Source organism: Lysobacter arseniciresistens ZS79, assembly GCF_000768335.1.
Taxonomy (GTDB): Bacteria; Pseudomonadota; Gammaproteobacteria; order Xanthomonadales; family Xanthomonadaceae; genus Novilysobacter; species Novilysobacter arseniciresistens.
This window is the reverse complement of the sequence record NZ_AVPT01000026.1, coordinates 1-20,094: the sequence shown is the minus strand read 5'-3', so window position 1 is coordinate 20,094 and position 20,094 is coordinate 1. Positions and strand designations below refer to the sequence as shown.

13 protein-coding genes and 1 riboswitch are annotated in these 20,094 nt (G+C 70.5%); of the genes, 7 read left to right on the top strand and 6 right to left on the bottom strand.

Annotated features, from left to right (window positions below; genetic code table 11):
• The first annotated feature begins 2 nt into the window (after positions 1–2).
• Together N799_RS11275 and ppa are read left to right on the top strand one after the other, a co-directional pair.
• Complete coding sequence (locus N799_RS11275; RefSeq protein ID WP_052101499.1) at positions 3–1,541, top strand: mechanosensitive ion channel; 1,539 nt, start codon at positions 3–5, stop codon at positions 1,539–1,541.
• 159 nt (positions 1,542–1,700) lie between these two features.
• Positions 1,701–2,249: an inorganic diphosphatase gene (gene ppa / locus N799_RS11270; protein WP_036212414.1), complete on the top strand. Its 549-nt coding sequence runs from the start codon at positions 1,701–1,703 to the stop codon at positions 2,247–2,249.
• A gap of 156 nt (positions 2,250–2,405) precedes the next feature.
• Here ppa and N799_RS11265 read toward each other — a convergent pair whose 3' ends face one another.
• The 4 genes from N799_RS11265 to thiC all read right to left on the bottom strand — a co-directional run bounded on the left by N799_RS11265 (position 2,406) and on the right by thiC (position 10,693).
• Positions 2,406–5,270 (bottom strand): TonB-dependent receptor, encoded by a 2,865-nt coding sequence (locus tag N799_RS11265; RefSeq protein ID WP_052101498.1) that lies wholly within the window; start codon positions 5,268–5,270, stop codon positions 2,406–2,408.
• A gap of 65 nt (positions 5,271–5,335) precedes the next feature.
• On the bottom strand, positions 5,336–6,262 hold the full coding sequence (locus N799_RS11260) for a helix-turn-helix domain-containing protein (protein ID WP_036212410.1): 927 nt from the start codon (positions 6,260–6,262) through the stop codon (positions 5,336–5,338).
• 143 nt (positions 6,263–6,405) lie between these two features.
• Entirely contained in the window at positions 6,406–8,751 is a 2,346-nt protein-coding gene (locus tag N799_RS11255) for a winged helix-turn-helix domain-containing protein (protein WP_036212408.1), read from the bottom strand.
• 64 nt (positions 8,752–8,815) lie between these two features.
• Positions 8,816–10,693, bottom strand: a complete 1,878-nt coding sequence (gene thiC / locus N799_RS11250; protein ID WP_036212405.1) for a phosphomethylpyrimidine synthase ThiC — start codon at positions 10,691–10,693, stop codon at positions 8,816–8,818.
• A gap of 90 nt (positions 10,694–10,783) precedes the next feature.
• Positions 10,784–10,882: riboswitch (TPP riboswitch) on the bottom strand.
• Between the two features lie 83 nt (positions 10,883–10,965).
• On the opposite strand from thiC, the gene N799_RS11245 reads away from it, so the two are divergent.
• Together N799_RS11245 and N799_RS11240 are read left to right on the top strand one after the other, a co-directional pair.
• Entirely contained in the window at positions 10,966–11,913 is a 948-nt protein-coding gene (locus N799_RS11245; RefSeq protein WP_036212403.1) for a homoserine kinase, read from the top strand.
• Positions 11,914–11,958: 45 nt separating this feature from the next.
• A complete protein-coding gene (locus N799_RS11240; protein WP_081974992.1) occupies positions 11,959–12,639 on the top strand; it encodes a hypothetical protein in 681 nt (226 codons plus the stop codon).
• 15 nt (positions 12,640–12,654) lie between these two features.
• Here the strand turns inward: N799_RS11240 and N799_RS11235 are convergent, their stop codons facing one another.
• Positions 12,655–15,813 carry an efflux RND transporter permease subunit gene (locus N799_RS11235; RefSeq protein WP_036212402.1) on the bottom strand — a complete coding sequence of 1,053 codons (3,159 nt, stop codon included), beginning with the start codon at positions 15,811–15,813 and terminating at the stop codon, positions 12,655–12,657.
• Between the two features lie 15 nt (positions 15,814–15,828).
• Positions 15,829–16,980 (bottom strand): efflux RND transporter periplasmic adaptor subunit, encoded by a 1,152-nt coding sequence (locus tag N799_RS11230; RefSeq protein WP_036212400.1) that lies wholly within the window; start codon positions 16,978–16,980, stop codon positions 15,829–15,831.
• Positions 16,981–17,059: 79 nt separating this feature from the next.
• Here N799_RS11230 and N799_RS11225 point away from each other — a divergent pair, with 79 nt between their 5' ends.
• The 3 genes from N799_RS11225 (at position 17,060) to N799_RS11215 (ending at position 20,023) form a co-directional block, all read left to right on the top strand.
• Positions 17,060–17,761 (top strand): TetR/AcrR family transcriptional regulator, encoded by a 702-nt coding sequence (locus tag N799_RS11225; RefSeq protein ID WP_052101497.1) that lies wholly within the window; start codon positions 17,060–17,062, stop codon positions 17,759–17,761.
• A gap of 160 nt (positions 17,762–17,921) precedes the next feature.
• The gene (locus N799_RS11220; RefSeq protein WP_036212398.1) at positions 17,922–18,578 is read left to right on the top strand and encodes a protein-L-isoaspartate O-methyltransferase family protein; all 657 of its coding nucleotides are present in this window, start codon (positions 17,922–17,924) and stop codon (positions 18,576–18,578) included.
• 14 nt (positions 18,579–18,592) lie between these two features.
• Positions 18,593–20,023: a TolC family outer membrane protein gene (locus N799_RS11215; protein ID WP_036212396.1), complete on the top strand. Its 1,431-nt coding sequence runs from the start codon at positions 18,593–18,595 to the stop codon at positions 20,021–20,023.
• The last annotated feature ends 71 nt before the right edge of the window (positions 20,024–20,094 follow it).

Genomic DNA, 20,094 nt, shown 5'->3' with positions numbered 1-20,094 from the left:
CGTTGCAACACTCATTCGGACCGCACCTGCCGTACATCCTCGGCGGCGTCGCGATCCTGCTGGTCGGCTGGATCGTCGCGCTGGTCGCCGGCGCACTCACCCGCAAGGGGCTGGACGCGCTCAACGCCAACCAGCGCCTGGCCACGCACACCCGGTCGCAGGTCGACATCGAGCGCATCGCCGGGCGCATCGTGTTCTGGGCGGTCCTGCTGATGGCGGTGGTCGGCGCGCTCAGCGTCATGAACGTCGACGGCGTGACCGGCCCGCTGGCGGGCTTCGTCGGCACCATCATCCCCGCTGCGGTGCTTGCGCTGGTGGCCTGGGTGGTGGCGACGCTGGCGCGGGTGGTGGTCAACAAGGCACTGGCCGCGACCCAGCTCGACGAGAAGCTGTCGGAGAAGGCCGACACCCAGCCCATGTCGCACACGCTCGGCAACGTCGCGTTCTGGCTGGTGCTGCTGCTGTTCCTGCCGGCGATCGTCGGCGTGCTGCAGATCCAGGGGCTGATGGCGCCGCTGTCGGCGATGATGACCAAGCTGCTGGCGATGCTGCCCAACCTGCTGGCCGCCGCGATCATCGGCGTGGTCGGCTGGGTCATCGCCAAGGTGGTGCGCGGGATCGTCAGCAACCTGCTGGCCGCGACCGGCGTCGACCGCTTCAGCGAGAGCAACGAGAACACCCGCGGCATCCGCCTGTCGCAACTGGGCGGCACGCTCGCGTTCGTGCTGGTGATCGTGCCGACCCTGATCGCGGCGCTGGACGCGCTGCGGATCGAGGCGATCTCGCGGCCGCTGACGCGCATGCTCGACGAGTTCCTGCTGGCGGTGCCGAACGTGCTGGCAGCGGCGGCGATCCTGATCCTGGCGTGGTTCATCGGCCGCTTCGTCGCCGGTCTGGTGACGCGGCTGCTGGCCAACCTCGGCTTCGACCTCGTGCCGCAGCGGATCGGGCTGGGGCACGCATTTGCCGGTTCGCCGGCCGGGACGGACACGGTCACCCCGGCGTCCGACACCGTTGCCTCGGGCGAATCGCGCATCGTGGCGCCCGCGGGTGTCGATACCACCCCGCCGGTACCGGCGAAGACGGCCAGCCTGTCCGAGCTGGCCGGCAAGGTCGCGCTGTTCTTCATCATGCTGTTCGCGACGGTCGAGGCGGCCGCACTGCTCGGCTTCGGCGGGGTGCACGCGCTGCTGGAGCAGTTCATCGCGTTCGGCGCCGACATCCTGCTGGGGCTGGTGATCTTCGTGGTCGGCTACTGGCTGGCCGACCTCGCCGGCAAGGCGATCGAGCGGGCCAACCCTGACGGCCGCGGCCTGGCGCGGATCGCCCGGCTGGCGATCCTCGGGCTGGTGGTGGCGATGGGCCTGCGCGCGATGGGCGTGGCCGACGACATCGTCAACCTCGCCTTCGGGCTGGTGCTGGGCGCGGTGGCGGTCTCGGTGGCACTGGCGTTCGGGCTGGGCGGGCGCGAGGCGGCGGGCCGGATCGCCGACCGCTGGGCCAGCCAGTACCTCGACCGCAGGCCGCCGTCGGGCTCCTGAGGGGCTCCCGGGCAGGCAACACGGAGCGGCGGCGACCGGGGATCGCCGCCGTATCCTTTCCCGCCGTCGATGGCTGCTGCGGTGCAACAGCCGGCGCGGTAAAATGGCGGGCTTTCCGGCCGCCCGTCGCGGCCCCTTCCCCGCACACTGGAGCACCGCATGGGCCTGGACCTCGTCCCGACCGGCAAGAACCCGCCGGACGAAATCAACGTCATCATCGAAATCCCCAAGGACGCCGAGCCGGTCAAGTACGAGGTCGACAAGGCCTCCGGCGCGATCTTCGTCGACCGCATCCTGTCGACCCCGATGCGCTACCCGTGCAACTACGGCTACGTCCCCCACACCCTGTGCGGCGACGGAGACCCGGCCGACGTGATGGTGATCCTGCCGCTGCCGCTGATCCCCGGTTCGGTGATCCGCTGCCGCCCGGTCGGCGTGCTGAAGATGAGCGACGAGGCCGGCAGCGACGAGAAGCTGCTGGCGGTGCCGGTCGACAAGGTGTTCGCCGGTTACGCCCACATCGACGACATCGCCAAGGTCAGCCCGCACTGGTGCGAGCGCATCGGCCACTTCTTCGAGCACTACAAGGACCTGGAGAAGGGCAAGTGGGTCAAGATCGACGGCTGGGGCGACGCCGCCGAAGCCAAGTCGATCCTGGTCGACGCGATGAAGCGGTACGAAGCGTCGGCGGAGAAGCCGAACTTCTGATCGGCGGATAACCGCGCGACACATCGAAGGCCGCCTCCGGGCGGCCTTTTTCGTGGGCGGCGCGTACGTCGCGCAACCGCCAGCCGCAGCCGCAAAAAAGAAGCGGCCCCGTTGCCGGGGCCGCCTCCATGTTGCTCACTCCGATCGACGGATCGATCAGAAGCGCTGCTGGTACTTCATGTACACGAAGCGACCGATGTCGTAGCCACCGTAGTACGAGTAGCTCGAGTTCGGGCCGCTGTACATCACCGGGCCCTGACGGTCGAACACGTCGTTCGCGCCGACGGCGATGGTGGCGTTCCACGGGGCGCTCCAGCTGGCCTGGACGTCGTGGAAGGTCACCGAACCGACGCGGTTCATCGGCACGTTCTCGCCGTGGGTGTCCGGAGCGGCGTAGTCCGGGATGTTGCACACCTCGTCGAAGTAGCACTGCTCCTTCACGCCGGAGTAGTAGCGGGTGCCCCAGTTGACCGAGAAGTCATCGAGCTTCCAACCGACGTTCAGGTTGGAACGGACGCGGAAGTTGCTGCCGAAGCCGTTGTTGACCTGCTCCGGGGTGCCTTCCTCGTTGGTGGTCTTCAGCACGTTCTTGCTGACGTAGGTCGTCTGCCAGTTGGTGGTGAAGTTGCCGTAGCCGGTGTTGAAGCGGTAGCCGACGTCGACGTCGAAGCCCTCGGTCTCGACGTAACCGGCGTTGCGCAGGCCGTAGGTGAGCTCGCTGACGATGCCGGTGACCGGGTCACGCTCGAAGTTGGCGCAACGCGACTCGATCAGGGCGACGTAGCAGTCCTGCATGATCTGGTTGGCGCTGTCCGAGATCATGGTGTTCTCGATCCGGATGTTCCACCAGTCCACGCCCACGCTCAGGCCTTCGACGAAGCTCGGGCTGTACACGAAGCCCAGGTTCTTCGACACCGAGGTCTCCGGCTGGAGGTTCGGGTTGGAGCCGCTGGTGAACGGCACCGGGGTCTGCGCGGCCTTGCTCTCGGTCGGGACGAAGCCCTGTTGCAGCTGGCGGTAGTTGGCGCCGACGTCCTGCAGGCAGCGCGCGCTGCCGGCGGCGTCGCCGTAGACGCTGTCGCAGGGATCCATGAAGCCGGTCACGAAGCTCTCCGAACCGCCGCCGTACAGGTCGGCGATCGCCGGGGCGCGGAAGCCTTCCGCCCAGGTGCCGCGGACGAGCAGGTCGCCGTACGGACGCCATGCGAAGCCGAACTTGCTGTTGGTGGTGTCACCGAAGGTGTCGTAGTCCGAGTAGCGGCTCGCCACGCTGAGGGTCAGCTCCTCGGCGAACGCCACGTCGGCCAGCAGCGGAATGCTCAGCTCGGCATAGAACTCGTCCAGCGCGTACTGGCCGCGGGTCGGGCCGGCGGCGAGGTTGGTCGAGTCACCCGTCTGCGCGATCGCGTCCGGGCTGTAACCGCCCTCTTCCTTGCGGTGCTCGTAGCCCACCGCGAAGCCGAGGTCGCCCGCCGGCAGGGTGAACAGCGAACCGGCCAGGTTGGCGAAGTACGCGGTGGTCTCGGTCTCGCCCAGCGCGTGCTCGGTCTTGTACAGGTACTTCTGCACGTCGGGATCGGCCAGCGAATGGGCAACGTCACCGGTGCCGAAGCCCGCAAACGGGTTCCATGCGACGCAGTCGGCGATCGGAGCATCCGGGGTGCCACAGACGATCTGGCCCTGGTCGTTCATGAACGACGGACCGACGGCCTTGCGCACGTTCGGCTTGTACAGGTTGCCGTTGCTGATGACGGTCAGCTTGTTCTGGTTGTAGAGCGTGCCCGCATCCCAGTCGAAGTAACGGTCACCGATCTGGAAGAAGCCTTCCAGCTGGCCGGTGAAGCGCCAGGTGGTCAGGTCGCTCTGGGTGGTGCGCGGCACTTCCCAGCCGCGACGACGCCAGTCGATGGCGCGGTCCTGGTCGGCCAGCGGGTTGAAGTAGCTGTCGGCCGACATCGGGGCGCCGATGGCGGTCGACTGCACCGGGTAGCCGGCGATCTGGCGGTTCGACGAGCGGTCGCTGTACGCCATGTCGGCGACGAAGCGGATGTCGTCGGTGATGTTCCAGTCGGCGCTTGCGAACAGCGAGCGGCGCTCGAGCGGGGTGATCAGGTGCATCTGATCGGCCGCGTTGCTGGTGTCGGCACCGGTCTGCGGGTGGAAGTCGTCCAGCCCCAGCGCGTCGCCGTCACGGTCGGCAGCGTACCACTCGGCCTTCAGCGGCTTGCCGTCGGCACCCACCAGGCCACTGTTGATGTTGAAGTTGCCCCACTTGCCGACAACGCTGTTGCTGTACTGCGGGAAGCCCGGGTAGCTGTCGGCGCTGAAGTAGCGGTCCTTGGCCCAGACGGCGTCTTCGTTGTGGTACTCGCCGCTGATGGTGACCGAGCCGCGGTCGCCGGCGAAACCGGTCACGAAGTCGTAGTTCTGCTTGGTGCCGTCGCCTTCGCCGTACTGGCCGAAGTACGCATTGACCTCGGCGCCGTCGAAGTTGCGGCGGGTGATGATGTTGATCACGCCGGCCATCGCGTCGGAGCCGTAGATCGAGGAGGCGCCGTCCTTCAGGACTTCAATGCGCTCGACGATCGAGGACGGGATGGTCGAGATGTCCTGCAGGCCGCTGGTGGTGATGCCCAGGCGCTTGCCGTTGACCAGCACCAGGGTGCGCTCGGCACCGAGGTTGCGCAGGTCGATGTACGCGCCACCCACGGCCTCGCCGGACGACAGCGCGTCGGAGCGGCTGATCGCCGGGCTGCCGGCGGCGGAGATGTTCTGAAGGATGTCGGCGACGGTGTTGAAGCCCTGTCCCTCGATGTCCTCGCGGCTGATCATGAGGACCGGCTGTGCGGTTTCCAGATCAACCTGGCGGATGCGCGAACCGGTCACCTCGATGCGGTCGAGCGTGGTCGCGTCCGCCGGAGCGGCTTCCTGTGCGCCGGCAACGGCCGGCACAAGTGCGACAGCGACGGCAGCCGGCAACAGGCCGAGCCGCATCGCGGGACGCAGATTGCGATGAGTCATTTATCTCTCTCCAGATAATCGTTATGGGCGTGTTAAACGCCCCGCCCAAACTAAGGCCCGGTGGGCTACGCCGCTTTGCGATCGGGGGCCGCTGGGTTTGCCGAATCTGTCCGCGAGGCCATCGCCGCGGTGATCCGGGCGTTGTGCCGGTAGGTGCTCGCCGACATGCCGTGGCGGGCGCGGAAGGCGCGGGCGAAGCTGCAGCAGTTGTCGAACCCGCAGGCGGCGGCGACCTCGCCGATCATCATCGGGCTGCTGGCCAGCAGCTCGGCGGCGCGCTCCAGCCGCAGGCGCGCCGACGCGGCCTGCGGGCTTTCGTCGTAGAGCCCGTGGAAGGTCTTGGAGAAGTACCAGCTGGAAAAGCTGGTCAGCTCGGCCAGTTCGCCGATGCGCACGACCCGGTCGCTGTTGCCCTCCAGGTACATCCGCGCCCGCTGCAGGCGGCTGAAGACCTGGCGCTTGCGCTGGCGCGAGCGGCCCGGGCAGCGGGCGATCCGCGCGGTCAGCTCCTTCTGGATGGCGGCCAGGTGCATCAGCAGCGGACGCAGGGCGGCGACCTCGGCCGCGCCGTCGCCGCTGGCGGCGGCCGACAGCCGCGGGCCGGCGGCACGCCAGAGCCGGGCGAAGGTGCGGGCGTCGCGATGGCCGACCCGGCCGCGGCCGGCGAACACGGTCAGCTCGGCGATCCGGCCGATGGCCTTCTGCGCCTCCGCACCCAGCGCGATGCCCAGGCACAGGCCATGGCGGTCGGCCTGGACTTCCGGGCGCGAGTCGCGGTCGAACGCGATCCAGTCGCCGCGGCGCAGGTGGAAGCGCCCTTCCCGCGACTGGATCCATGCACTGCCGCGCAGTTGGACCCAGACACTGAACTGCTGCGCCGAGACCTGCGCGCTACCCAGCCGGGACACGCCGATGCAGCGCGTGCGCAGCTCGTGGTCGGTGCTGTCGAGTTGTTGCAACTGGCCGCGATCGGCCCACAGGACCTTGTCCATGTACCCCCCCCATTGCCAAGAGTTGGCCAAGGGGTTTGCCGGATCCGGCGGCTGGCATCAGGAAAGTCGGGGGAGAGTTGTGCGAAATTGGTCCGAAAGCCGATCCGAAGAAATCCTGATGCCGGTTTTCCAAACGGAATCAATCACTTGGTCACGCCCGGCCAGAGCGTCTCCGGTGGCACCTCATAGCTGGCGAAACCGATGTCGCCGACGTCGTGCTCGACCAGCGTGACGTAGATCCGGTTGTTGCGCGCGTCCAGGCTGAAGCCGTAGGTCGCCGCGCGCCGGCCCAGGTCGAGGCAGCGCGACCAGTCGTCAGCCTCCGCCGGCCCCCGGTATTCGAGCTGGGCCGCGCACTGCACCCGCCGCTCGATCCCGAGCACCCCGCCGTCCGGGGCGACGGTCCAGGAGCGGTACTGGCCGACGCTGGGGAAGGCCTCGTCGAGCCGGACCACGCTGGCGGGGTCGAGGTCCAGGCCGACCTGCCAGAGCCCCGGTTCGCCGGGTCGGGTGAACAGGATGCGGTCGCGCGGCGGGTCCGCCTGCACGTGCGAGACCAACGGCAGCGCCGGGCCGGCGATCCAGCGGCCGTCGACGCGGGTGAACGAGTGCAACGCCATCCGGCCCTGCCGGTCGGCCGCCACCAGCAGCACGCGTTCTCCGGAACCGGCGCCCGGCGCGTACAGGGCCTGCACGGGGTCGTCGACCGGCAGCGGCAGGCGGCTGACACGGCCGCTGGCGGGGCTGATTTCGAACACGCCCGGGCGCGCGTCCCCGGCGGTGGTGCCGCGGCCGACCAGCAGCAGGCGCCGCCCATCGGCCGACCATGACGGCAGGTGGCGGGCACCGGGCTCCACCCCCTCCATCAGTACGGGACCGGTGCCCGGGCGTTCGAGGTCGCTCCACCACAGGCGGTAGCGGCCGGAGCGGTCGGAGGCGAAGGCCAGCTGCCGGCCATCCGGCGCCAGCGCGGCCAAGCGGTCGCGGCCGGAGGAGGCGAACAGCCGCTCGCCGGGCGCGCCCGGCGCGTCGAGGTCGAAACGGTACAGCCCGAACCGCGTCGCACGGTGGACGAAGGCGATGGCCGGCGCGTGCGCGGCGACGTCGGGCTCCTCGGCATCGACGATGCCCAGTCCGGTCCGCAGGCCGGTGTCGAGGTCCAGGCGGTACAGCTGCGAGCCGCTCTCGTCGTGGCCGCTGTACAGCAGCGCGCGTCCGCTCGGCGACCAGTCCCAGCCAAGGATCTGCGCGTTGAGGCGGGTCAGCCGCTCGGCCGGCCCGCCGGTCGCCGGGATCCGCCAGAAGTCGCCGACCGGGGTGTTGCGGACGAACACGATCCAGCGACCGTCGGGCGAATACCGCGGCGAGAAGTCGTGGTGGTACGGGCTGGCGTCGTACTCCAGCGCGCGCTCCTCGCCGGTATCGAGGTCGAGTACGAACAGGCCCGGCTGGTCATGCGCGACGCCATGGCCACCGAACACCAGCCCGCGGCCGTCGGGGGTCCAGTCGAAGGAGGGCACGTGGCGCTCGTCGCAGTCGGCGACGACGCGCTCGCTGCCGCCGCTGGCCGGCACCAGCACGACCTGGCAGCCGCGCTCCGGCACCACCCGCAGGAACGCGATGGTGCGCCCGTCCGGCGACCAGGCCGGGGCGATATCGTCCGCGCCGCCGGTTGGCCGGGTCAGCTGCCGCGGCGCGGTCGGCGTGGTGGTCTGGACCATGATCGCGACGTTGCGCTGCCCGTCCGGCACCGCGATGTACGCCACCATCGAACCGTCGGGGTTCAGGCTCGGGGAAAGCTCGAAACCCGGCGAAGAGGTGATCCAGCGGGCCTCGATGGCCAGCGGGGCGGCGGCGGATACCGGTCGTTCGACGGCCGGGCGCGCCGCCGGCGCCGGCTGGTCCCACCACATCAGCACGATCGCCAGCAGCAGGGTGGTGGCGACGCCGATGACGATCGCCTCCCAGTCCGAGCGTCCGCCGCCGATGCCGGGTCCGGCGGGCGACATGACGGGCCGTCGCGGCGTGGGCACTGGCTTGGAAGGCACGGACGCCGGCGGCGCGGCCGACCCTGTCGCCAGTTCCGCATCCCCCACCGGCGCGGACGGGTTCGACCGCTCCTCCTCCACTGCCGCCGCCGGCAGCCACTCCACCGCCGCCAGCAGCCGGTAGCCGCTCTTGGCGATCGTCTCGATGTACGGCTGCCCCCCGGCCGCGCGCGCCGGCTCGAACGCCTTGCGCAGCTGCGTCACCGCCTGGGTCACGACATCGTTGGTTGGCAGCGTGCTCGGCCAGACCGCGGCCAGTAGCGCGTCACGACTGACCACCCGTCCGCGCGCGTCGACCAGCGCCAGCAGCACGCCCATCGACTTGGGCGTGATCCGCCGCGGCCGCCGCGCGTCCGGTGCATGCACCTCGCGCAGCGGCACGTCGACGACGCAGTCGCCGATGCGCAGGCGATCGGATGGCAGGGGCGGCTGGGTCGACATACAGCCGGCCATTATCCCGACCGGCCGATGAATGGCCCATGTGCCATTGGCCCTGCCGGCCGGCTCAGGCCTTGCGGTAGACCTCCGCGCCGGCCTCGCGGAACTCCGCCGCCTTCGCCGCCATGCCCTCGGCCAGTGCGGCGTCCTCGTCGAGGCCGTTGTCGGCGGCGTAGTCGCGCACGTCCTGGCTGATCTTCATCGAGCAGAACTGCGGCCCGCACATCGAGCAGAAGTGCGCCGACTTGTGGGCGTCCTTCGGCATCGTCTCGTCGTGGTATTCCATCGCCCGCTCGGGGTCGAGGCCGAGGTTGAACTGGTCCTGCCAGCGGAACTCGAACCGCGCCTTGCTCAACGCGTTGTCGCGCACCTGCGCGCCCGGATGGCCCTTGGCGAGGTCGGCCGCATGCGCGGCGATCTTGTAGGCCATCAAGCCTTCGCGCACGTCGTGCTTGTTGGGCAGGCCGAGGTGCTCCTTCGGCGTCACGTAGCAGAGCATCGCGCAGCCGTACCAGCCGATCATCGCCGCACCGATCGCGGACGTGATGTGGTCGTAACCGGGCGCGATGTCGGTGGTCAGCGGGCCGAGGGTGTAGAACGGCGCCTCGCCGCACTCGACCAGCTGCTTGTCCATGTTCTCCTTGATCAGCTGCATCGGCACGTGGCCGGGGCCTTCGATCATGGTCTGCACGTCGTGCTTCCAGGCGATCTTGGTCAGCTCGCCGAGGGTCTCCAGCTCGCCGAACTGCGCCGCGTCGTTGGCATCGGCGATCGAGCCCGGGCGCAGGCCGTCGCCGAGGCTGAAGGCCACGTCGTAGGCCTTCATGATTTCGCAGATGTCCTCGAAATGTTCGTAGAGGAAACTCTCCTTGTGGTGCGCCAGGCACCACTTGGCCATGATCGAGCCGCCGCGGCTGACGATGCCGGTGACGCGCCTGGCCGTGAGCGGCACGTAGCGCAGCAAAACGCCGGCGTGGATGGTGAAGTAGTCCACGCCCTGCTCGGCCTGCTCGATCAGGGTGTCGCGGAAGATCTCCCAGGTCAGTTCCTCGGCGCGGCCGTCGACCTTTTCCAGCGCCTGGTAGATCGGCACCGTGCCGATCGGGACCGGCGAGTTGCGGATGATCCACTCGCGGGTCTCGTGGATGTGCTTGCCGGTCGACAGGTCCATGACCGTGTCGGCGCCCCAGCGGATCGACCAGACCAGTTTCTCGACTTCTTCGGCGATGCCCGACGACACCGCCGAGTTGCCGATGTTGGCGTTGACCTTGGTCAGGAAGTTGCGGCCGATGATCATCGGCTCGCTTTCCGGGTGGTTGATGTTGTTGGGGATGATGGCGCGGCCGCGGGCGACCTCGTCGCGGACGAACTCCGGGGTGATCAGCCGCGGGATGTTCGCGCCGAACGACTCGCCCGGGTGCTGGCGCAGCAGGTGGGCCTCGCGGATCGTCTCGATGCGCTGGTTCTCGCGGATCGCGATGAACTCCATTTCCGGGGTGACGATGCCGCGCCGGGCGTAGTGCATCTGGGTGACGTTGGCGCCATTGAGCGCGCGGCGCGGCTGCGGGCGGTTGCCGAAGCGCACGGCCTCGAGCTTCGGGTCGTGCTCGCGGCGGCGACCGAACTCCGACGACAGCCCCGGCAGCGCTTCGGTATCGCCGCGTTCGGCGATCCACTGCGCGCGCAGCGGATTGAGGCCGCGGGCGAGGTCGATGCGGGCATCCGGATCGGTGTAGGCGCCGGAGCAGTCGTACACCGCCAGCGGCGCGTTGTCCTCGCCACCGAACAGGCTGGCGGTGCGCGCCAGTTCGATCTCGCGCATCGGCACGCGGATGTCCGGGCGCGAACCCTCGACGTGGATCTTGCGCGAGCCCGGGATCGGGCGAACGACCTCGGCCGAGAGCTGCTCGGCCTGCTGCTGCAAGGGGGACGGGACTGCGTTCATGGGGGCTGCTCCGCTGCCGGTGACACCCGCGGACGGGTGGTGCGAGGGTTCGCTGAAGCGAAGGCACGGGCGGCGGCACCGGGCGCGCGCGGCGATCCCGGCGAAGCTTCCCTACGGCGGCATCACCCGCATCAGGTTCGAAGGGACTGTCTCAACCGGTCGATGGCGCCGGTACCCCCGCTTCAGCGCGCATTTGACCACGCACGGCGGCGCGCGGCCAGTTGCGATAATGCGCGGCCGGCAGGTGTCGGCGGCGGCCACGGAGGCCACGGGTGATCGACAACACGCGACGCGCGGGCACGGCGACGGCTTCGGCGCCGGCCGGCATCGGCAACATCGGGGTGGGCTTCGACCTGCTGGGCCACACCATCACGGGCCCGGCGGACCGCGCCACGGTGCGTCGCATCGACGAGCCGGTCGTGCGCATCACCGCGATCACCGGCGACGCCGCGGGTTTCGACCGACTGCCGCTGGAAGCGGGACTCAACACCGCCGGGCGCGCCCTGATCGAGCTGCGCGAGCGCCACGGCCTTGCCCACGGGTTCGAGCTGGCGCTGCACAAGGGCATCCCGCTGGGCTCGGGCCTGGGCGGCTCGGCGGCGTCCTGCGTGGCCGCGCTGGTGGCCGCCAATGCCCTGCTGGACGCGCCGATCACGCGCGACCAGTTGTATCCGCTGGCCCTGGTCGGCGAGGCGGCCGCCAGCGGCAGCCCGGCCGGCGACAACGTCGCGCCGATGCTGCTGGGCGGCGTGGTGCTGTCAACGCCGGTGCGGGTGATCGCGCTGGCGGCGCCCCGGCTGTACTGCGCCGCGGTGCATCCGGACTACGTGCTGGAGACCCGGCGCGCCCGCGAGGCACTCACCGCGCCCTACCCGCTGGCCGACTTCGTCCGCCAGAGCGGGCACCTCGCCCTGTTCCTGACCGGACTCGCACGCGGTGACCTCGAACTGGTCGCCGAAGGCCTGCGCGACGTACTGGTCGAGCCGCGCCGGGCGCCGCTGATTCCCGGCTTCGCCGCCGTCCGCGAGGCCGCACTGGCCCATGGCGCGCTCGGCGCGAGCATTTCCGGTGCCGGCCCGACCGTGTTCGGCTGGTTCGCCGACCGCGGGCACGCTGACACGGCGGCGCGGGCGATGCAGGAGGGTTTCGCGCGCTCCGGCCTGCGCAGCGAGGCCTGGGTGTCTCCGGTGGCCGGTCCGCGGGCCGAGCTGGTCGACTGACGCGACGATCTGGCAGCGCCGATGCGGGCGGGCTACCGTGCCGGCATGAACCCGACCATCAACCTGCCGATCTCCCGCCTGCCCGTGCTCGCCGCGGCGGTCCTCGCGACCGCCACCGCCTGCACGCCCGCACCGTCCAGCGCCCCCGCCACGCCGGCCCCGGACGCCGCCGTACCCGTCGCCAGCGCCTCCCGCGAAACACCCGCCGACACGTTCATGGCCAACCTCGGCGCCCTGTGCGGGCAGGCCTTCGCCGGCCGCATCGTCGCCGACACGCCGCCGCCGACGGGCGACGACGCGTTCGCCGGCAAGGCGCTGGTGATGCACGTGCGCGAGTGCGGCGACGACGCAATCCGGGTGCCGTTCCATGTCGGCGAGGACCGTTCGCGCACGTGGGTGCTGACCCGCACGGATACCGGCCTGCGGCTCAAGCACGACCACCGCCACGAGGACGGCAGCGCCGACGCGATCACGATGTACGGTGGCGATACGGTCGACGTTGGCAGCGCCACGCGGCAGGAGTTCCCGGTCGACGCCGGGTCGGTCGCGATGTTCACCGCGGCCGACATGACCGCGTCCAACAGCAACACCTGGGCGATGGAGCTGCAGCCGGGCGACACCTTCGTCTACGAACTCTCGCGGCCGGGCGGGCGCCTGTTCCGGGTCGAGTTCGACCTCACCCGGCCGGTCGCGCCACCGCCGCCGCCCTGGGGTGCCACCGGCTGAACATGCGGTGCCGGCTCAATCCTGCGCCGGCACCTTCACCCGGAACCACGCCGCATACAGCGCCGGCAGGAAGAACAACGTCAGCACCGTGGCGACCAGCAGGCCACCCATGATCGCCACAGCCATCGGCCCGAAGAACGCGCTGCGCGACAGCGGGATCATCGCCAGGATCGCCGCCAGCGCGGTCAGCACGATCGGCCGGAACCGGCGCACCGTGGCCTCCACGATCGCCTGCCACTGCTCGCGGCCGTCGACGCGGTCCTGCTCGATCTGGTCGACCAGGATCACCGAGTTGCGCATGATCATGCCGGCCAGCGCGATCGTCCCCAGCATCGCGACGAAGCCGAACGGCACGCGGAACACCAGCAGGAACAGGGTCACCCCGATCAGCCCCAGCGGCGCGGTCAGCAGCACCATGATGCTGCGCGAGAAGCTGCGCAGCTGCAGCATCAGCAGGGTGAACACCACGAACAGGAACAGCGGCACGCCGGCGATGATCGAGTTCTGGCCGCGCGCGGAGTCCTCCACACTGCCGCCGACGTCGACCGAATAGCCGAACGGCAGGCCGGCGCGGATGCCATCGAGGGTCGGCGAGATCTGCCCCATCACCGTCGCCGGCTGGGTGCCGTCGTAGATGTCGGCGCGCACGGTCATCGTCGGCTTGCGGTCGCGGTGCCAGATGATGCCTTCCTCGAAGCCGTACTCGATCGTCGCCACCTGCGACAGCGGCACGCTCGTTCCGCTCGCGGTCGGCACCATCAGGCTGCCGAGTTCGTCCAGCTGCACGCGCTCGGCGTCGGCGCCGCGCAGCATCATCTCGATCAGTTCGTCGCCCTCGCGGAAGGTGCTGACCGGGCTGCCCGACAGCGAGCCGCCGAGCACCTGCGCCAGCTGCGCCGAGCTGATCCCCAGCGCGCGCGCGCGGGCCTGGTCGACCTGCAGCCGCACGACCTTGCCGGGCTCGTCCCAGTCGAGGTTGACGTTGGCCACGTGCGGGTTCTCGCGGATCTTCCCGCGCACCGCATAGGCAATCTCGCGGACCTTCTCGATGTGTTCGCCCGACACCCGGAACTGCACCGGGTAGCCGACCGGCGGGCCGTTCTCCAGCCGGGTCACGCGCAGCTGCAGCTCGGGGAACTGCGGCACCACGTCCTCGATCATCCAGCTGCGCACCGCCTCGCGCGCTTCAAGGCTCTCGGGCATCAGCACGAACTGGGCGAAGTTGGCCGCCGGCAGCTGCTGGTCCAGCGGCAGGTAGAAGCGCGGCGAACCGGTGCCGACGTAGGCGGTGTAGTTGACCAGGTCGTCGCGTTCGGCCAGCAGTGCCTCCAGCCGCTCGACCTGGGCCGCGGTCGCCTTGCGCGAGCTGCCCTCGGCCAGCTCCATGTCGACCATGAGTTCCGGCCGCACCGAGTCGGGGAAGAACTGCTGCGGCACGAAGCGGAACAGCAGCACCGAGGCGACGAAACCGGCGATGGTCAGGCCGATCACCAGCCAGCGCCGGCGCACGCACCACAGCAGCCAGCCGCGGAAGCGCCGGTAGAAGCGGGTGCCGTAGGGGTCGTGGTTGTGGCCGTCGCGTGGCGCCGGCGCGATCACGTCGGCGAACGCCGGGAAGCGGTCGGCCCAACGCTCGCGGCGGGCCTGCCAGCGCGCGGCCAGCGAGCCGGGCTTCGGCGCCGCCGCGTGTCCGTGGTCCGGCAGCAGCTTGTCACCGAGGTACGGGATGAACACCACTGCCGCGATCCACGACACCAGCAGCGCGATCGTCACCACCTCGAACAGCGAGCGGGTGTACTCGCCCGTGCTCGACGCCGCGGTCGCGATCGGCAGGAACCCGGCCGCGGTGATCAGCGTGCCGGTCAGCATCGGGAACGCCGTGCTCTCCCACGCGAACGCCGCCGCGCGCAGGCGGTCGAAGCCCTGCTCCATCTTGATGGCCATCATCTCGACCGCGATGATCGCGTCGTCGACCAGCAGGCCCAGCGCCAGCACCAGCGCGCCCAGCGAGATCTTGTGCAGGCCGACCCCGAACAGGTCCATGACGAAGAACGTCATCGCCAGCACCAGCGGGATCGACAGCGCCACCACCAGGCCGGTGCGCACGCCCAGCGACAGGAAACTCACCAGCAGCACGATGACCACCGCCTCGGTCAGCACCTTGACGAACTCGCCGACCGAGTCCTGCACCGCGGCCGGCTGGTCGGACACCTTGTGCAGCTCCATGCCGGCCGGCAGGGTCTGCTGCAGTTCGGCGAACCGCGCTTCCAGCGTCTCGCCCAGTTCGAGGATGTCGCCGCCGGGCTTCATCGACACGCCGATGCCGATCGCGTTGTCTCCCATGAAGCGCATGCCCGGCTCCGGCGGGTCGGCGAAGCCACGCTGGACCTCCGCCACGTCGCCGAGCCGGAACGTGCGGTCGCCGACCCGGACCGGGAAGTCGCGGATCTCGTCGACCGTGCGGAACTGGCCGCTGATACGCACCGGCACGCGGTTGCCCGGGGTCTCGAAGAAGCCCGCCGGCACCATCGCGTTCTGCTGCTCCAGCGCCTGCTGCACGGCCTGCGCCGACACGCCCAGCGTCGCCAGCTTGGTGTTCGACAGCTCGATCCAGATCTTCTCGTCCTGCACGCCGAACAGCTCGATCTTGCCGACGTCCGGCACCTCCTGCAGGGCCAGCTGGACGCGCTCGGCGTAGTCCTTCATCACCGCGTAGTCGAAGCCCTCGCCGGTGAGCGCATAGATGTTGCCGAAGGTGTCGCCGAACTCGTCGTTGAAGAACGGGCCGACGATGTCGCGCGGCAGCTCGGGGCGCAGGTCGCCGACCTTCTTGCGCACCTGGTAGAACAGGTCGGGGATCTCGCCGGAGCGCATCGAGTCGCGCGCGGCGAAGATCACCTGCGACTCGCCCGGCCGCGAGTACGAGCGGATGAACTCGTACTGGCCGGTCTCCATCAGCTTGCGCTCGATCCGGTCGGTCACCTGGCGGCCGACCTGCTCGGCGGTGGCGCCCGGCCAGACGGTATGGATCACCATCACCTTGAAGGTGAATTCGGGGTCCTCGCTGCGGCCGAGTTTCAGGTACGACATCGCACCGGCGATCGCCAGCACCACCATCGCGTAGACGACCAGGCTGCGGTGGCGCAGCGCCCATTCGGAGAGATTGAAGCGCATCGTGGCGGGCCCGGGTCAGTCGGTGGAGGCCGGCACCGCGACGGCGGCCGGCGGGTCGAGCACCGGGCGGTTGTCACGGTCGACCGCGACCACCTTCTGGCCTTCGCGCAGCAGGTGGCCGCCGGCGGCGACGACCCACGCATCGGCCGCCAGCCCGGCGGTGACCGGCACCCGCTCGTTGCCGTAGGGGCCGATCCGCACCGGCTGCAGCTTCAGGGTCGAACCGGCCGGCTCGACCACGAACACCGCGACCGCATCGTCGCCGGTGCGCTGCAGCGCCGACAGCGGCACGCTCAGGCCGCCGCCGTCGCCGGTGTCGATGTGCACCCGGGCGCTCTGGCCGAGTTCAAGCGTGCCGGCCGGCGCATCCACCACCGCGCGGGCGGCGAAGGTGCGCGAGGCGGGGTCGGCCATCGGCGCGACTTCACGCACGCGGCCGGGCCAGCGCTTGTCCGGGTGCGACCACAGTTCGACCTGCACCGCCTGCCCGGGACGGATCGCGTCGACCGTGCCCTCGGGCACCGCGAACACGACCTCGCGCGCGCCGTCGGCGGCAAGGGTGAACACCGGCTGGCCGGCGCCGACCACCTGCCCCGCCTCGACATGGCGCGCGGCGATGACGCCATCGGCATTCGCCCGCAGCTGGCTGTAGCCGGCCTGGTTGCCGGCGACTTCGAGCTCGGCGCGGGCGGCGTCGACCTGGCCCTGCGCGGCGGTCGCCGCGGCGTTCTGCGCGTCCACCGCCGAGCGGCTGACCAGGCGGTCCTGCGCCAGTGCGGCGAAGCGGGCCTGGTCGGCGCGGGCGCGGGCGAGTTCGGCCTCGGCCGCGGCCAGTTGTGCGCGGGCGGCGCGTGCACGTGCCTGCAGGTCGCCGGCATCGAGCGTGGCCAGTACGTCACCGCGACTGACGTGGTCGCCGACGTCGACCATCCGCTCGACGATCTTGCCGCCGACCCGGAACGACAGCGGGCTTTCCTCGCGTGCACGCACGTCGCCGGCGAACGAGGGTGCCGCGCCGTCGGCGGTCCCGGGCTGGGTGACCAGCACCGGCCGCGCGCGTTCGACCGCCGCGTCGTCGGTGCCGCATCCGGCGCCCAGGGTGGCCAGGGCGAGCAGCCCGGCGGTCAGGCCATGCCGTGCAACGGTGGCTCGGGATCGACTGCGCATGCCGGGTGCCTCTCAGGGCAAATTAATGAACCTGCGGGTACTGTAAGTAATATCGAACCCGCTGGTCTAGTATTCCGTCATGGCCGCACGCAACGCCCGAACCCCGTCCAACTCCGCACCCGACGCGGCACCCGCCCTGCGCCCGGCCGGCCCCGGCCGTCCGAAGGACCTCGGCAAGCGCGCCGCGATCCTCGACGCCGCCAAGCGGATGTTCGTGATGCACGGCTACGACGGCGTGAGCATGGACCAGATCGCCGCCGAGGCCGCGGTGTCCAAGCTGACCGTCTACAGCCATTTCGGCGACAAGGAATCGCTGTTTGCCGCGGCGGTGAAGTCCCACTGCGAGAACCTGCTGCCGTCGTCGCTGTTCGAGCCGTCCCCGGCCACGCCGCTGCGCGAGCGCCTGCTCGACATCGCCCGGGCGTTCTACGCGATGGTCAGCAGCCCCGAGTCGGTCGCCGGCCACCGGATGCTGTGCACCCCGCAACTGGCCGGCACGCCGCTGTCGCGGATGTTCTGGGACGCCGGGCCGCAGCGGGTCCACGACGAGTTCACCGCGCTGCTGCGGCGCCGCGCCGCCACCGGCGCGCTGGCGATCGACCCGGAGCCGCAGGCGCTGCACCGTGCCGCCACCCAGTTCTTCGCGCTGGTCAAGGGCGAGCCGCACGCGATGCTGGTGTTCGGCTGCTGCGATTGCGGCCCCGCCGAGGTCGAGGCGCACCTGGTCGCCGCGGTCGACGTGTTCCTGCGCGCCTACGGTCGGGAAGCGGGTGCGGCATGACCCGTGACCGCGGTCGCGGTTACTTCCGGCACTCGGTCGGGCCGCCGCCCGCCGTGATCCTGTCGCCGTCGCGCACGGCCGCCCGGGCGCCGCATGGCCGCCCCCGCGGCCGCGCGGCCATTACAATTGGCGGTCCCCACCGCGAACCCCAGAGAGACACATGAGCACGATCGATTACGCCAAGGCACGGGAACTGATGGTCGAACAGCAGGTTCGGCCATGGGACGTGCTCGACCCGCGCGTGCTGGACGTGCTCTCGACCCTGCCGCGCGACGCGTTCGTGCCCGCGCCGCACCGCGCGCTGGCGTATACCGACATCCCGCTGCCGCTGGCGCACGGCGAGTTCATGATGAAGCCGGTGGTCGAGGGCCGCGCCCTGCAGGCGCTGGCGCTCGGCGCGCAGGACACGGTGCTGGAGATCGGCACCGGCAGCGGCTTCCTGGCCGCGTGCATGGGCCGGCTGGCCCGCGAGGTGGTGAGCGTCGAGCGCCACGCCGACCTCGCCGACGGTGCGCGCGCGCAGCTGACCGCGCAGGGCCTGGCCAACGTCAACGTCGTCCACGCCGATGCGTTGGCGTGGGATGCCGGCCGCCGGTTCGACGCGATCTGCGTGACCGGCGCGGTCGACACCATCCCGCAGCGTTTCATCGACTGGCTGCAACCGGGCGGGCGCATGTTCGTGGTGCGCGGCCGGTCGCCGGCGATGGAAGCGGTGCTGCTGCACAACGATGCCGGCCAGCCGCGCATCCAGTCGCTGTTCGAGACCGACCTCCCCTACCTCGCCGGCGCGGCGCCGCAGCCCGTCTTCGAGTTCTGACCCAAGGACCCCGCATGATCCGCCGCCCGCTCGTACTCGCCCTCGCCTTCGCCCTGCTGCCGGCCACTGCCGCGGCGGAAGACCTGTTGCAGACCTACGAGCTGGCGCGCGCCGGCGACCCGCAGTTCGCCGCGGCCGAATCCGGCCGGCTCGCGACCAGGGAGGGGGCAGTGCAGGCGCGGGCGCAGATGCTGCCGCAGATCGACGGCACCGCGAGCGTCCGCCGCTCACGCAGCGAGGGGCCCGCGACCCAGACCCAGTTCGATCCGACCACGGGCGAGCCGGTGCAGTTCACCGGCGACATCGAAAGCGAAACCACCACCCGCAGTGTCGGCATCAACGGCACCCAGATGCTGTTCGACATGTCGCGCTTCACCACGCTCCGCGGCCAGAAGGCGCTGAGCCGGGCCAGCGACTTCCAGCTGGAGGCCGCCGGCGACAACCTGATCACCCGCACGTCGGCCGCCTACTTCAACGTGCTGGTACAGCTGGAGACCCTGGCCGCCGCCGAGGCCGCCGAGGCCGCGCTGCAGAAGCAGTTCGACTTCGCATCCAAGCGGCTCGAAGTCGGCCTGGCGCCGATCACCGACGTGCACGAGGCCCGCGCCCAGTTCGACAGCGCCCGCGCCAACACCATCCTCGCCCGCAACGCGGTCGCCGACGCCTACCAGGCCCTGGCCGAGATCACCGGCCAGCCGGTGCGCAACCTGCAGGGCCTGCCGGCCGACTTCCAGCCGCAACTGCCGGTCGCCGAGGGTGCCGACGGCTGGGTGCAGACCGCGCTTGAAACCAACCCGGCGCTGCAGGCCAAGCAGCTGCAGGTCGAGTCGGCCGAGGCCGACGTCGCCACCGCGCGTGCCGGCCACCTTCCGACGCTGTACCTCAACGGCGGCTACAGCGACAGCAAGACCACCGGCGACCGTACCTTCAGCAGCGGCGACCTGCCCGCCTCGATCACCAGCCCGATCAAGAGCGAGAGCCGCGGCCCGGAGATCGGCGTCACCCTGCGCGTGCCGATCTTCTCCGGCGGCGCCACCCGGTCGCGCGTGCGTCAGGCCATCGCGCAACGCGACGTCGCGCTGGACGAGTTGGAGCAGCAGCGCCGCGCGCTCGAGCGCAACACCCGCAACGCCTACCAGACCCTGGTCGCCGGCATCAGCGAGGTCGAGGCGCGCCGGCTGGCGCTGGTCTCGGCGCAGGCCGCCTACGACGCTTCGCAGGTCGGGCTGGAAGTCGGCACCCGCACCGTCCTCGACGTGCTCAACAACCAGCAGAACCTGTTCCAGGCCCAGCAGGCCTACGCGCTTGCGCGCTACAACTACCTGCAGAACAGGCTGCTGCTGGAGCAGGCCGCCGGCACCCTCGACGTCGAGGACGTGCAGGCGATCAACCGCCTGCTGACGGTCGACGCGTCCGCGCAGGTGCAGTCGGACATCCAGCAGTAGGCGACGAACCGCGCCTGTCGTTCTGGTAGGCGCGGCTTTTCCTGTAGGAGCAACTGTCTTCTTCAGATCGG

Excerpts from the sequence above, each read along its gene's own strand:
- ppa (WP_036212414.1), top strand. The coding sequence starts at position 1,701 with ATGGGCCTGGACCTCGTCCCGACCGGCAAGAACCCGCCGGACGAAATC.
- N799_RS11265 (WP_052101498.1), bottom strand. The coding sequence starts at position 5,270 with ATGACTCATCGCAATCTGCGTCCCGCGATGCGGCTCGGCCTGTTGCCG.
- N799_RS11260 (WP_036212410.1), bottom strand. The coding sequence starts at position 6,262 with ATGGACAAGGTCCTGTGGGCCGATCGCGGCCAGTTGCAACAACTCGAC.
- N799_RS11255 (WP_036212408.1), bottom strand. The coding sequence starts at position 8,751 with ATGTCGACCCAGCCGCCCCTGCCATCCGATCGCCTGCGCATCGGCGAC.
- thiC (WP_036212405.1), bottom strand. The coding sequence starts at position 10,693 with ATGAACGCAGTCCCGTCCCCCTTGCAGCAGCAGGCCGAGCAGCTCTCG.
- N799_RS11240 (WP_081974992.1), top strand. The coding sequence starts at position 11,959 with ATGAACCCGACCATCAACCTGCCGATCTCCCGCCTGCCCGTGCTCGCC.
- N799_RS11235 (WP_036212402.1), bottom strand. The coding sequence starts at position 15,813 with ATGCGCTTCAATCTCTCCGAATGGGCGCTGCGCCACCGCAGCCTGGTC.
- N799_RS11230 (WP_036212400.1), bottom strand. The coding sequence starts at position 16,980 with ATGCGCAGTCGATCCCGAGCCACCGTTGCACGGCATGGCCTGACCGCC.
- N799_RS11225 (WP_052101497.1), top strand. The coding sequence starts at position 17,060 with ATGGCCGCACGCAACGCCCGAACCCCGTCCAACTCCGCACCCGACGCG.
- N799_RS11220 (WP_036212398.1), top strand. The coding sequence starts at position 17,922 with ATGAGCACGATCGATTACGCCAAGGCACGGGAACTGATGGTCGAACAG.
- N799_RS11215 (WP_036212396.1), top strand. The coding sequence starts at position 18,593 with ATGATCCGCCGCCCGCTCGTACTCGCCCTCGCCTTCGCCCTGCTGCCG.